This is a genomic window from Acinetobacter sp. CE-15, from assembly GCF_051059255.1.
GTDB classification, from domain to species: Bacteria; Pseudomonadota; Gammaproteobacteria; order Pseudomonadales; family Moraxellaceae; genus Acinetobacter; species Acinetobacter guillouiae.
The window spans coordinates 2,683,584-2,696,401 of the sequence record NZ_CP192737.1 but is presented as its reverse complement, the minus strand read 5'-3'; the positions used below and the strand labels follow the sequence as shown (position 1 = coordinate 2,696,401).

The following is a 12,818-nucleotide window of genomic DNA, read 5'->3' as shown; positions in this document are numbered from 1 at the left end:
TCGGATAAACAATGAATAAATCATTAAACCCATTATTTATGATTGCTGCGATTTCTAGTACCTTGATGCTGTCAGGCTGTGATTACTTCAAAAAGAAAAAAGATGAAGGTAATGCTGAACTTGCAGAGTGGAGCTGTACCAATCAAGATAATATCAATCAAATTCAAAAATATTTGAAAGATGAGTATTTGCGTGAAGTCGCAGACAATATTAAAAATTCTGGTTATGAAGCTGACCAAGCACTACTTCAGAAAATTAACAATGCTTTAAAGTTTGAAGTGAAGAATGTTCGTACGATCACTGAAGACTCATCTAAAACCAATCAACTGGAATGTGAAAGTCAGTTAGTGGTTCAATTCCCGAAAGGCTTACAACAGCGTGCTGAAAATTCATATGCAGAATTTGGGCAAGATTGTGAGGAGGGATGTGAAGGTGATGGCTATCGCAGTATACGTGAGTATATCGAAGCTGGTGAATCTAAATTGGTACTAGCCAATGATCAGTTAAAAGGCAAGTTTAATTACAATGTTGTGAAAACAGATAAAGATGGTTTAACCCTTGATGTGCTTAATCAGGATGCAGTTATTCAAGGGGTAACTTTTGTTACGGTAAAAGCGGTGCAATACGCAGCCTATATGAAAGAAAATAAAGATATGCGTGAACGCGAGCAGGTCAACCAAATTGAAAATGCAGAGCAAACAGCGCTTGCACAAAAAGCCATGGATATCCGCAAAAAAGAGCTAGATGAAGAAAAGCTCAAACAAGTTGATCGTTTAAACCAGACTTGGGACAGTTTGAGTGATGAACAAAAAGCACAATTTAAGCAAGATCAAACAGAATGGTTTGAAAAACGTGATGTTGATTGTAAAGTCATTTCACAGAAAAGTTTTGGTGATATTCCAGACAGTGAAATTGAAACCTATCAGCAACAACGTCAATATTGGGATGATGCGATGTCTCAACAAAATAAAGAGATGCAATATACCAAGTGTTTTAACAAACGTACCGCTGAGCGAATTATTTATTTAAACAATGCATTAAATTGATGTAATCATCATAATCTGAGAGGGATGAATTGATTCATCCCTTTTTTATTGGCATGCTGTAACTATATTTAAAGTTTTAGATGTTGATATGCGTATTAGTATTGTTGGTTCAGGTCGTGTTGCTACACATTTTGCAAAAGCATTGTCAAAACAACATCATATTGTTCAGATTTATAGTCGTGATTTAAACAATGCACAACGCTTAGCCCAGCAGATGAATGCTCAGGCTATTGATGCTGTGCATTGTATAGAGCCTGCAATTGATTTATTAATTATTGCGGTGAGTGACCAAGCCATTGCTCAAGTCATCCAAACGATTCATTCACAACTTTCGGATGTTTTGATTGTTCATACTTCTGGCAGTACCAATCTCAATATATTGACTGAACACCATGTAAAATCTGGGGTTTTTTATCCCTTACAGACTTTTAGCTTTGAACGTGAAGTGGATTGGCAGAATACCCCGTTGTTTATTGAAACGGCTTTGCAAGAAGATTTGTCTATTTTAACAACGCTAGCAAATAGTCTAAGTAATCAGGTTTATCCATATAATTCAGCGCAGCGGCTGAGCTTACATCTGGCAGGAGTATTTGCCTGTAATTTTACAAATTATTGTTATGACATGGCTAAACAAGTTGTCGATGCCCAGCAGGTCGATTTTAATTTACTGTATCCATTAATTTTGGAAACAGCAAAAAAAGCCACTCAAAATGATCCTGAAACAATGCAGACGGGTCCTGCAAGGCGTGGAGATGTGAATATTTTAAATATGCATCAGCGCATGTTACAGGATATGGGGCGGGAAGATCTTAAAGATGCCTATACACTTTTAAGCCAACAGATACAGAAAAAACACTCACTTGATTAAGTGAGTGTTTTATCAATCGTATCTTTTTAAATCAATTGAGATCTAGTTTAAAGCAGCGTGATCTGCACCGATTGTGACAATAACACCAATACAAAACAGGCTACAGTAGATAAAAAACCAGATGATCATGCGTTTAAAGGCTTTGTCTGAAATCGAGCTATCAGCATATTGTGGTTTTTTAGGGCTTTTGTCATCATTCATCGCAAAATCTCTTTCTGCTTAATATAGGTTCATTATGGATAGAAACGTGTTCACACTGTAGATACAAAAAATTAGAAAAAAACTATAACAGATAGGTAAGTAATGATGAATCTGTTATAAAAATTCAGCTTATGTCGTCACTGATTTACCAATAATATAAATCAATTGGTTTAATGCATTTTGAATCTTTTCATTCATTTCAAATGAACAATTCATCCGAATAAAGTGATTTTGTTGATTGCTAATATTAAATAAGCTGCTCGGCGCGACACTGACACCGTGTTCTAACATGCGCTGATAGATCTCATTACTATCGACTTGTTCAGGTAATTCAATCCATAAAAAGTACCCTGAAGGATAATAATTAACATGACATTGTTCAGGTAAATGAGTTTTTAAATAATTAAAATATTGTTTTTTATAGCGTTGTAAGGTGGATCGTAAAGTTTTTAAATGTTTTTCATAATGACGATGGGAAAGATATTCAACCAAAGCATTTTGGATAAATGAGTTGACTGAAAGGGTACTCATAAGTTGAGTGTGTTGAATATGTTCAGAGAATTTACCTGCATAGACCCAACCGATACGAAAACCTGCACCTAATGTTTTGGAAAAAGAAGAACAATGTAGTACCCAATTTTGTTGATCAAAATACTTCATCGAGAGGGGTTTTTTCTGATCATAGTAAAGTTCTTCATAGACATCATCTTCAATCAAATAAATCTGATATTGGTTGAGTAACTTCGCCAATTTTAATTTAATTTCATCACTCACAGTAAAGCCAATTGGATTCTGACCGTTTAACATCATCAAACATACTTTAATTGGATATTTTAAAATTGCCTGTTCGAATGCGTCTAAATCAATGCCATGTTCAGGATGTTCTGGGATGGTAATTACTTTTAATCCAAGTCGTTCAGCCGCTTGCCATGCCCCATAAAAAATCGTCTGCTGTAATAAAATATAGTCCCCAGCTTGTGTAAGTGCTTGCAATGAAAGATTTAATGCATCTAAACCTCCAGACGTAATCACAATATCAGATGGATCCGTGGGGATGCCTTGCATAGCATATTTTTGAGCAATAATTTTTCTCAGTTGATAATTTCCGGGTGGTAGACTGGGTGTTTGTTCATAGCTACGCCGTTGTCGAGCAAGTTGTCCAAGCGTTTGTATCAGTTTAGCGGAGTAGAGCAATTGGCTATTGGGAAAGGCAGACCCTAAAGGGATAATGTGTTCAGACTGGGTTGATTTTAAATATTTGAAAACAATTGAGTTAATTTCAACTGTTTCATTAATCACATGTAATGTAGTCGGGTGATCTGAGCTTTGTTCGACAACAAAATACCCTGACTTTTCTTTTGAATAAATCAGGCCTTGCGCTTCGAGCTCTTGATAAGCATTCATCACCGTAATCAGACTTAAACCTGACTGTTCAACCTGTTGACGTAGTGAGGGTAACTTTTCATGTGCTTTCCACGTCCCATTTTCAATCAATAATTTTAGGCTATGGGCCAGTTGTTCAGATTTATACATAGGTCAATGCAAGTGGGTATTTAAAATAACTATAACAGAAGCAATCAGCACAGCTCTATCTGTTATATATTTTTTCTAAAATTTTGTGGCTATATTTCTTTTTGATTTCTTTCCAAAATAGTCGCACGCGATGCAGTATAGAATGAGGCAGGGATATGTTTGTGACGACTCAGTTGAATGTGCTCACACAAGTTTTATGTGAGCATGGTTGCTCTGAAAATGTGATAGAGCATCTCAATCAAAGATTTGTAAATCTAGAAGCAACATTGTTGCGTGCCAAAGTCTTACGTGAATTTTCAAAAAAGAAAAGTACAGCAATTATCCAATCTGCAATTACTTCAAATCATTTGAGTTTGGCTTATTTGTTTTCACCGTTTATTTTGGCGAATTTAAATCAAACAGTGCTTTACTCAACGCTTCTGACTGCACAAGTTCAAGATATTTTAAAACCTTACTATCAGGTTGAAAAAACCATGAACTTGACCAAGGATGATGTCGTTCTAGAAAGTTTAAACTTATTTTTAGATCTACAAGATCAAACATGGGATGCGCAGGAGTTCGTATATTTTCAGTTATTCAAAGCACTGACTCAGGCAGAAGTTGATCGTATCTTTTTAATTACAGATCAACCGATCAATCCAGATTATTTGTTTGAAATAGAATGTTTTTTTAAGGTTCGAATTTTCTTGGTAAATCCCGAAAATGATCAAGATGGTCTAAATCTGCGATTAGATCATCATGATCATAAATTAAATATGCAGAAGCTTTTGTTTAAATATAAAGATGATTTTCATGTGGCTTTATGTCGTAAATTTTCAGAAATAAATGCTAAAATTTTAAATTTATCAGGTCTTTATGATCTAGCTCAAGCGCAAAACCTAGTCGAAGATATGTTTTATTCTGAACATATTTATGAAAAACTATCGGTTTATGCTGAATATATGCAGACCCGATTACAGAACAATGTGTTTAGTCCAAAATTCAAATCTGTGTCAAGTTTGCAAGTTTAGATGCTGAGTATTTGCATACACAACGCTTTATTGAAGTGCTTTATATATTAGCGATCAGATAAATGTTTTTTGAGATGATCTAAAAAGAGCTTCACTTTTTTTGGAATCTTTTGTTGAGAAGGCGTAATTGCATAAAATAAAGTTGCTTTGAATGATAATCCTCTAAACAACGCATAATTTTTCCGGCATCTTGATCTTTTTTTGCTAAAAAATCGGGTAAAAATATAATGCCTTGATCTTGTTTACAAAAATCTAAAAGGAAATCGCCACTGTTGCATGTCAATTTTGGCGTACAGTAAATAGTCTCTTCTTTTTTATTCTTACTCAGCACAATTTTAGTGCTTGAATCCGTTTGTGAATACAACAATAGACTGTGCTGTTTTAACTCATCGATTGTATTGGGTACGCCAAATTTTTCAAAGTAAGCTGTAGTTGCATAAAAATGTCGATGATAGGTACTAAACAGGTGGGCATTACGCTGATCAATATCTTGACTGATTCTGAGAACAATATCATATTGATCTTCACTGATATTTAAGAACTTATCTGAAAGAAACAAGTCTATTTTGATGTTGGGATACTGCGTCATAAATTTAGAAATGATCTCGGTAAGATGCGTATGTCTAAATGAATGAGGTGCATTGATTCTGAGTTTACCCTCGGGATATTTCTGGTCATGGGTAAAGTCACTGGTTGCCCATTCAAACTCACTCATAATGACTTTAGAGTGTTGATAAAATTTTTCACCTGAATGAGTTAAATCCATTTTGCGGGTATTGCGGATGAACAGGACTGTATTAAAAATAGTTTCCAGATGACAAATTCTTTTCGCAACTTGATCTCTGGTAATGCCTAAGTGACGTGATGCACTGCTGAAATTTCCATATTCAACGACACTAATAAACGTATTGATACAGTCTAATTTATCCATTTAATTTTAAAGTACTCTTCACTTGAATGATCAGGGTCTGTTGACAATTCGTCTATGTTTGCGACTTCGAGTGGTTTTTAGATGATACAAGGCACGAAATATGAAATTTAGTCATTCTAAATGAATAGTTCGTAACGAAGTAGCGGCAAAAACCACACTAGTCCCGAAGGGTTGTAGCTAAAATTATCTCAGCCTACGTTATGAAACTCGAAAATAGTCTCGCTATTCTCTTCGTTTCATGCCTTGCCTGCTCAATTTTAGCTTACAACGCAAGCCATTTATGAAATCTCAACAGCCCCTAAAGTAACGCATCATCCTATGCTGATCAATCATTGTATCTTTTTAGGATACAGTTTGTATTTAAAATAGTGTCTAGTGGTTTACGTGTATTTTTGCTTTTATATAAATTCCTTTATAAATGTGTTGCGAATCAAAATGAATAAAGCATTTTTAGAACAACTTACACCTCAAAACTGTCAAATCATCTTTATTGATCAACAACCACAAATGGCTTTTGGCGTACAGTCAATTGATCGTCAAACTTTAAAAAATAATGTGGTGGGATTGGCTAAAGCCGCTCAGGTTTTTAATATTCCGACCACTATTACAACAGTAGAAACAGAAAGTTTTTCGGGACACACTTTTCCAGAATTATTAAATGTGTTCCCTGAAGCACCTTTGCTCGAAAGAACCTCTATGAACTCATGGGATGACCAAAAGGTTCGTGATGCATTGGCAGCCAATCATCGTAAAAAAATTATCGTATCTGGTTTATGGACTGAGGTTTGCAATATTACATTCGCTTTTGGCGCGATGCTGGAAGGTGATTATGAAATTTATATGGTTGCCGATGCTTCAGGTGGAACTTCAAAAGAAGCACATGATTATGCGATGCAACGGATGATTCAAGCAGGCGTGGTTCCTGTAACCTGGCAACAAGTTTTACTTGAATGGCAACGTGATTGGGCACATCGTGAAACTTATGATGCAGTGATGGACATTGTGCGTGAACATTCGGGTGCATACGGTATGGGCGTAGATTATGCATATACCATGGTACATAAAGCGCCAGAAAGAACCACAACGCAACATGAAGTTATTGCACCTGTGTCAGCAAAATAAACCTTATGGATATAAATATTCATCTACATGGAGATGAACATGACAGATGTACAGTTAATTCTTAAGAACGGCAAAATTACTACACTCGACCCGAAACAGCCTGAAGTGGATGCAATCGCGATTGCTGACGGAAAAGTGTTTGCCACAGGTGATGAAAATAGCATCATGAAGTTGGCCAAAGCCTCGACAAAAGTGATTGATTTAAATGGTCGTCGCGTTATTCCCGGTTTAAATGATAGCCATCTCCATATTATCCGTGGCGGGCTTAACTATAATATGGAGTTGCGTTGGGAAGGAGTACCGACTGTTAAAGATGCTTTAAACTTACTCAAAGAGCAGGCAGAAAATACGCCAGCACCACAGTGGGTCCGTGTTGTCGGTGGGTGGACTGAATTCCAATTTGCAGAAAAGCGTTTACCAACTTTAGCTGAAATCAATAAAGCTGCACCTGATACCCCAGTTTTTATTCTGCATCTATATGCAAGCGCAATGCTGAACAGAGCAGCATTAGATGTCTTAGGTTTTAATAAAGATACTCCTGATCCACCCGGGGGCAGAATAGAGCGCAATGAAAAAGGCGAGCCAACAGGTTTATTATTGGCAACGCCTTCTGCTGCAATTCTGTATTCAACACTGGGTAAGGCACCCAAATTACCCGTCGAAGATCAAGTGAATTCTACCCGACATTTTATGCGTGAGTTAAATCGACTCGGTGTCACTTCTGCGATTGATGCCGGAGGGGGCGGGCAAAACTATCCAGATGACTATGCAGTGATCAATCAATTGCATGAAAAAGATCAAATGACCGTTCGTATTGCTTATAACCTCTTTGCACAAAAAGCCGGCGAAGAGTTAGAAGATTATCAACGATGGACAGAAATGACGTTTCCCGGTGATGGCGATGCATTATTGATGATGAATGGTGCGGGGGAAAACCTGACTTGGTCAGCTGGTGATTTTGAGGATTTTTATGAACCTCGCCCAGATCTTCCAGAAAAAATGGAAACGGAATTAGAAGCCATTGTTGAACATTTGTCTGAGAAGAAATGGCCGTTTCGAATTCACGCCACCTATGATGAAAGCATTAGTCGATTGCTCAATGTTTTTGAACGTGTCAATGGTAAAAAGCCATTTGAAACCCGTTTTATTATTGACCATGCAGAGACGGTTTCAGAAAAAAACATAGAACGGATCGGTGCACTTGGTGGTGGAATTGCCATTCAACACCGTATGGCATATCAAGGCGAAATCTTTGTTCAGCGTTATGGTGCCGATGCAGCCAAAGACACGCCTCCGGTAAAAAAAATGCTTGAGCTGGGTGTGCCAGTGGGAGCAGGAACAGATGCGACGCGTGTTGCATCATATAATCCTTGGGTCTGTTTGGCATGGTTAACCACAGGTAAAACTGTGGGTGGCTTTGCTTTATATGATGAGAAAGACTTACTTGATCGTCAGACAGCGCTAAGACTATGGACCAAAGGATCGGCTTGGTTTTCAGGCGAGCAAAGTAATAAAGGCGCTTTAGTCGCAGGTGAACATGCGGACCTTGTTGTACTTTCAGATGACTATCTCACTGTTGAGGACGATGAAATTCAATTTATTGAATCAGTCATGACGGTGATGGACGGTAAAGTGGTCTATGCGGGTGCCGAATTTAAGCAACAAGATCCACCGATTCCACCCGCATCGCCTGATTGGTCACCAGTCAAGCGATTTGGCGGGCAGTGGCGCCACTCTGAAAATCGTAATGCGCCTTCCTTACAACCCTTACAAAAAAATTCAGCAGTGTGTGCATGTTCTAGCAGCTGTGGCATGCATGGACATTCGCATGCATGGATGCTTGACGTTCCTATCAATGATCAGGATAAAAAATCATTTTGGGGCGCACTAGGCTGTTCTTGTTTTGCTTTTTAAAACCAACCTAAAAAATTCCATCTGAAACTAGGTGGAATTTTATTGGGGAGAAATTTATGAAAATCTATCTGATCTCTTTGGCCGTTGGGTTGTTGGTTGGCGTGTTGTATTACCTATTAAATGTGAAATCTCCAGCACCACCTTTTGTGGCCCTATGCGGTTTATTGGGGATGGTTATTGGCGAACAACTCATGCCAATGATTAAAAACTTATTATCCTAACGATAGGGTGATGCAATAACAGGAGAAAGGGGCAAACGATGCAATTCAGACTAAGTAGATTATTGAGCTTCAATGCAGGCTATGTCGATACTGCAAGCTTTCTCGCATTGCATGGCTTATTTTCTGCCCACGTGACAGGTAATTTTGTAACATTAGGCGCGGCTTTAGTCTCCGAGAGCCAAACAGGTGCTTGGGCTAAATTGGCAGCATTACCGATGTTCTGTATTACGGTTTTATCGGTAAAATTGTTGGATCAAAAGTTTATCCGCCATCAAAACAGTTCATATGCGTTTTTTCTCAAGCTGATGTTTTTGCTTCTTAGTATTGTCGCCGTATGCTCCTATTTTTATTTACCCTTTCCTAAATACGATACCGTCATGAGTTTCTCTGTCGGTATGTTATTAGTGGCGGCTATGGCGATTCAAAATGCGATGCATCGTATCCATTGGACAAAAGAATCACCAACAACTGTGATGACGGGCGCTACAACACAATTGATGTTAAATATTGCTGAGCTTTTTTCCAAACCTTCTCAGGAAAAAAGACTGCAAATTCGACAGAGTATTGTTGCAATTTTTCCAACCATGTTGAGTTTTGCACTGGGGTGCGCAGTTGCTGCAATCGTATATAAATTTGCATTGCTGTGGTTATTTTTGCTTCCCCCAGTTTTGTTACTGATGATTTACATCAATCGGGACAACTATAAAAAAGCTTAGGTTTTGACAGATCCTAATTCTAATTAATTATTGAATGACGAGTAGAACATGGAAAATGTACAAACGACGCCACCGAGTGGGTTTTGGAAAACATGTCGAGATCCTTTGTTATTGACAATTGTGGGTGGCGCAATTGATACCATTGGCTTTATCGCACTGTTTGGTTTTTTTACTGCACATGTCACAGGAAACTTAGTTTTAGCCGGCGCTGCTTGGGTCAAAGGTGGGCCAGGGATTTGGATTAAGCTTGGGGCAATTCCCTTATTTATTCTGACTGTTGCCATCACCAAATATTGGATTGATCGTAGCGTACAAAAACATACCACTTTAAGTTATTTATTTTTGGGGGAAGCAATTTTTTTGCTTGGGTTTATGCTTGCGGGTTTATATTTTGAACCGTTTAAAGATGCCAATAGTGTCACCGTCGCAATTACCGGTGGTTTAGGGCTGATCGCCTTAGCTATTCGTAACACTTCAAGTAAAACCTTAATTAAACATATTAGTCCGAGCACCATGATGACGGGAAATACAACACAGTTAGGTATAGATATTTCTAATTATTTAAGAGATCGGAACCATAGCAATATGCAAAAGTTACAGCACAGTTTCAGCATTGTGGTGGGTTTTGTGATTGGCGCATTTTTAGGTGCTTTTTTATATGTGTATCTAGATTTCTGGAGTGTCGCTTTCTTTGTCGCACCTGTGTTGTATCTGTCTTATCTCGCAGCCAAGCAAAGATTTGTCCAACCAAGCTAGTGGCTTAATGATGAATAAACTTCAATGATTAATCATGCTTGATGGTGTTTTTGTCATGATTATGGTGATCACGTAGGCGCTTAAAAATTCCTTCAAATACCTATTGGAATAATCATTTTTAGTTAAATCAAGCCTTGATTGATTTAACTCGCATTCATCATTCACATTTTTGAGAAATCCAAAAATTAAGCCATGTCTTGTCAAACAGCAAAGCCAGCATCTGTCATTTATTTTAATTATGGACTTTGCAAAATTAAGGTAAACCTATGTCAAATTTAATTAAATGTATGATTCCTTTTGTTTCATTGCTCAGTATGCAGTTGCATGCTGCTCAACACAGCTTAGACAAAAATAGTCCTTATTTGTTTGGTGATTGGCAGGGGATGCGGACTGAACTTTTAACGCAAGGGATTAAATTAGATGCAAACTTGATTGTAGACAGCGCTTATTTAGCCGATGGTGGCTACAATTCGGGGAATGATCCTAAATATGCCAGTCAATTTTTAATTGGTTCAACTTTAGATTTAGAAAAGCTGGCAAATTGGGAGGGGATGACATTAAGAGCAACAATCACAGCAAGACAAGGAGAAAGTTTATCTTCGGAAGATATTTCTGATCCATCTGCACCACAGATTGCCAATGTTCAAGCAAATTATGGTCGTGGTAACAGTAAAAGTCGACTGACCGAGTTTTCTTTGGAGAAAAATTTTAAACAACAGGGGCTCAGTATTAAATTAGGGCGTTTGGGAATGGGTACAGATTTCAATGTGATGTCTTGTGAATTTCAAAATAATTCATTTTGTGCTGCGCAAATGGGGAAATGGCAAAGCGGAATTTGGTATAACTCTCCAATTTCTCAATGGGGTGGCCGTTTAAAATATCAATTTCACCCAGATCTGGCCGTACAAATCGGCGTTTATGAATATAACCCTCAAAATGCTTTAGAACGTCATGGCTGGAATCTGAGTACCCATCACGCTGATGGTATCACCATTCCCATAGAGATGATCTGGCAACCGAAATCATTAATCAATGGATTAGCAGGGACTTATCGTGTAGGGGCAATGTATAACAGCGCAGATGAAGCTAAAAATCAAAAGGATATACGGACGAGGCAACAACAAAATCATACTTATGGCGCTTGGTTTAACTTTGACCAGCAACTTACTTCTGTTGGTGTAGGAAAGCAGGGCTTACACAGTTTTGCCAATTTTACATTCCATAGCCGTACCACCAACAAGGTGGATCAGTCTCAACAGATCGGTTTAAAGTATTATGGGGTGATAAGCAGCCGAGCTGAGGATAATTTGGGTTTTGCACTGAATCGTATTCATATCAATGATCGTTTTGCAGAAGACAAGAAACAATTTAATGCTGATGCCGAATATAATATTGAATTAAATTATAGTTATTATCCAACAAAATGGTTGATGTTACGCCCAAGCCTGCAATATATCGTTCACCCTGGTGCAACACATGATGTCAACAATGCTTGGGTCTTGGCATTGGGAACAAAGCTTAACTTTTAGCATAAAAAATCTAGCTAAAATCTTTTAGGATGAGTCCAATTTAAATAGACAACATTAGACAAAAAAATAGCATTAAATATTTGATATTTAATGCTACAGATAAATTTAGAAGGAGAGTGATTTGGATTAATTTATTTTCTTAAAAATAAAGTCATTAATCTTATGGCCTGCCTCAATACCACGACGTTCAAACTTGGTTTGTGGACGCCATTCAGGACGAGGATAGCTATTGCCTTTGCCTGCTAAATTTTCTAAACGAGGACGATTGTCTAAAACATCGAGCATCCATTCAGCATACGGTTCCCAGTCTGTTGCAGCATGGAATGTACCACCGATTTCGAGTTTTTCTTCAACCAATGGCATACGATCATGAGAAACAAAACGGCGTTTAAAATGACGTTTTTTCTGCCAAGGATCAGGGAAATAAAGCTGAACTGTATTGATACTATTGTCAGGCATTTCACGCAGAACTTGGATTGCATCTGCATCTAAAACACGTAGGTTTTTAACTTCTGCCATACCTGCTTCATAAACACATTGCGCAATACCAGGCACATGCACTTCGATTCCAACAAAATTACGTTCAGGATTGGCTTTTGCCATCAGGACCAAAGAGCGGCCCATACCAAAACCAATTTCTACCGTAAGTGGGCGTTCAGGATGTTCAAAGTGTTGACGTAAATCGCCGACAGGGTATTCCAAAATTAAATCACGATGTTGTTCAAGCGCAGTACGTTGTGAAGTATTGAGCGGTGACGATCTACGCATAAATGTCACAATTTCACGGTGTTCTTGCAAATTGTCTAATTCTACAATTTGTGCTTCAATTTGATCGTTTGACATGATTTAGGTAATACTAGAAATCTAAAAGGCGTATTGTAAGTGCTGAGCTTCGCAAGTCAAATTTTTTATAGAATTTCATTCAATTCTAATAAATTTACAATGAAAACTGGATAAAATAAAATCATTAA

12 protein-coding genes and 1 pseudogene are annotated in these 12,818 nt (G+C 37.7%); 9 read left to right on the top strand and 4 right to left on the bottom strand.

Going from position 1 to position 12,818, the window contains the following annotated elements; all coding sequences use genetic code 11:
- The first annotated feature begins 11 nt into the window (after positions 1-11).
- Positions 12-1,046 (top strand): hypothetical protein, encoded by a 1,035-nt coding sequence (locus tag ACQ7EO_RS12555; protein ID WP_004820998.1) that lies wholly within the window; start codon positions 12-14, stop codon positions 1,044-1,046.
- A gap of 88 nt (positions 1,047-1,134) precedes the next feature.
- The gene (locus tag ACQ7EO_RS12550; RefSeq protein ID WP_434277483.1) at positions 1,135-1,914 is read left to right on the top strand and encodes a Rossmann-like and DUF2520 domain-containing protein; all 780 of its coding nucleotides are present in this window, start codon (positions 1,135-1,137) and stop codon (positions 1,912-1,914) included.
- 42 nt (positions 1,915-1,956) lie between these two features.
- On the opposite strand, the gene ACQ7EO_RS12545 is transcribed toward ACQ7EO_RS12550, so the two are convergent.
- Together ACQ7EO_RS12545 and ACQ7EO_RS12540 are read right to left on the bottom strand one after the other, a co-directional pair.
- Positions 1,957-2,115 (bottom strand): hypothetical protein, encoded by a 159-nt coding sequence (locus ACQ7EO_RS12545; protein WP_004721086.1) that lies wholly within the window; start codon positions 2,113-2,115, stop codon positions 1,957-1,959.
- Positions 2,116-2,244: 129 nt separating this feature from the next.
- On the bottom strand, positions 2,245-3,648 hold the full coding sequence (locus ACQ7EO_RS12540) for a PLP-dependent aminotransferase family protein (RefSeq protein WP_434277481.1): 1,404 nt from the start codon (positions 3,646-3,648) through the stop codon (positions 2,245-2,247).
- Positions 3,649-3,803: 155 nt separating this feature from the next.
- Between ACQ7EO_RS12540 and ACQ7EO_RS12535 the strand changes: the two genes are divergently transcribed.
- Complete coding sequence (locus ACQ7EO_RS12535) at positions 3,804-4,658, top strand: hypothetical protein (protein ID WP_004821003.1); 855 nt, start codon at positions 3,804-3,806, stop codon at positions 4,656-4,658.
- Positions 4,659-4,705: 47 nt separating this feature from the next.
- Here ACQ7EO_RS12535 and ACQ7EO_RS12530 read toward each other — a convergent pair.
- A pseudogene (locus ACQ7EO_RS12530) lies at positions 4,706-5,589 on the bottom strand (LysR substrate-binding domain-containing protein).
- A 435-nt stretch (positions 5,590-6,024) separates the two neighbouring features.
- Here ACQ7EO_RS12530 and ACQ7EO_RS12525 point away from each other — a divergent pair.
- From ACQ7EO_RS12525 to ACQ7EO_RS12500, 6 genes are all read left to right on the top strand, one after another.
- Positions 6,025-6,711, top strand: a complete 687-nt coding sequence (locus tag ACQ7EO_RS12525) for a hydrolase (RefSeq protein ID WP_004821006.1) — start codon at positions 6,025-6,027, stop codon at positions 6,709-6,711.
- Between the two features lie 39 nt (positions 6,712-6,750).
- On the top strand, positions 6,751-8,625 hold the full coding sequence (locus tag ACQ7EO_RS12520) for an amidohydrolase (protein ID WP_434277479.1): 1,875 nt from the start codon (positions 6,751-6,753) through the stop codon (positions 8,623-8,625).
- A gap of 56 nt (positions 8,626-8,681) precedes the next feature.
- Positions 8,682-8,846, top strand: a complete 165-nt coding sequence (locus ACQ7EO_RS12515; RefSeq protein ID WP_004721074.1) for a DUF1427 family protein — start codon at positions 8,682-8,684, stop codon at positions 8,844-8,846.
- A gap of 38 nt (positions 8,847-8,884) precedes the next feature.
- Complete coding sequence (locus ACQ7EO_RS12510; RefSeq protein ID WP_434277477.1) at positions 8,885-9,562, top strand: YoaK family protein; 678 nt, start codon at positions 8,885-8,887, stop codon at positions 9,560-9,562.
- A 48-nt stretch (positions 9,563-9,610) separates the two neighbouring features.
- A complete protein-coding gene (locus ACQ7EO_RS12505) occupies positions 9,611-10,318 on the top strand; it encodes a YoaK family protein (RefSeq protein ID WP_434277476.1) in 708 nt (235 codons plus the stop codon).
- A gap of 266 nt (positions 10,319-10,584) precedes the next feature.
- Positions 10,585-11,847 carry a carbohydrate porin gene (locus ACQ7EO_RS12500; protein WP_434277474.1) on the top strand — a complete coding sequence of 421 codons (1,263 nt, stop codon included), beginning with the start codon at positions 10,585-10,587 and terminating at the stop codon, positions 11,845-11,847.
- Positions 11,848-11,973: 126 nt separating this feature from the next.
- Here ACQ7EO_RS12500 and trmB read toward each other — a convergent pair whose 3' ends face one another.
- The gene (gene trmB, locus ACQ7EO_RS12495; RefSeq protein WP_004821023.1) at positions 11,974-12,690 is read right to left on the bottom strand and encodes a tRNA (guanosine(46)-N7)-methyltransferase TrmB; all 717 of its coding nucleotides are present in this window, start codon (positions 12,688-12,690) and stop codon (positions 11,974-11,976) included.
- Positions 12,691-12,818 lie beyond the last annotated feature (128 nt).

Bases quoted from the DNA above. Each gene is read 5' to 3' on its own strand.
- ACQ7EO_RS12555 (WP_004820998.1), top strand. From the start codon at position 12: ATGAATAAATCATTAAACCCATTATTTATGATTGCTGCGATTTCTAGT.
- ACQ7EO_RS12550 (WP_434277483.1), top strand. From the start codon at position 1,135: ATGCGTATTAGTATTGTTGGTTCAGGTCGTGTTGCTACACATTTTGCA.
- ACQ7EO_RS12545 (WP_004721086.1), bottom strand. From the start codon at position 2,115: ATGAATGATGACAAAAGCCCTAAAAAACCACAATATGCTGATAGCTCG.
- ACQ7EO_RS12540 (WP_434277481.1), bottom strand. From the start codon at position 3,648: ATGTATAAATCTGAACAACTGGCCCATAGCCTAAAATTATTGATTGAA.
- ACQ7EO_RS12535 (WP_004821003.1), top strand. From the start codon at position 3,804: ATGTTTGTGACGACTCAGTTGAATGTGCTCACACAAGTTTTATGTGAG.
- ACQ7EO_RS12525 (WP_004821006.1), top strand. From the start codon at position 6,025: ATGAATAAAGCATTTTTAGAACAACTTACACCTCAAAACTGTCAAATC.
- ACQ7EO_RS12520 (WP_434277479.1), top strand. From the start codon at position 6,751: ATGACAGATGTACAGTTAATTCTTAAGAACGGCAAAATTACTACACTC.
- ACQ7EO_RS12515 (WP_004721074.1), top strand. From the start codon at position 8,682: ATGAAAATCTATCTGATCTCTTTGGCCGTTGGGTTGTTGGTTGGCGTG.
- ACQ7EO_RS12510 (WP_434277477.1), top strand. From the start codon at position 8,885: ATGCAATTCAGACTAAGTAGATTATTGAGCTTCAATGCAGGCTATGTC.
- ACQ7EO_RS12505 (WP_434277476.1), top strand. From the start codon at position 9,611: ATGGAAAATGTACAAACGACGCCACCGAGTGGGTTTTGGAAAACATGT.
- ACQ7EO_RS12500 (WP_434277474.1), top strand. From the start codon at position 10,585: ATGTCAAATTTAATTAAATGTATGATTCCTTTTGTTTCATTGCTCAGT.
- trmB (WP_004821023.1), bottom strand. From the start codon at position 12,690: ATGTCAAACGATCAAATTGAAGCACAAATTGTAGAATTAGACAATTTG.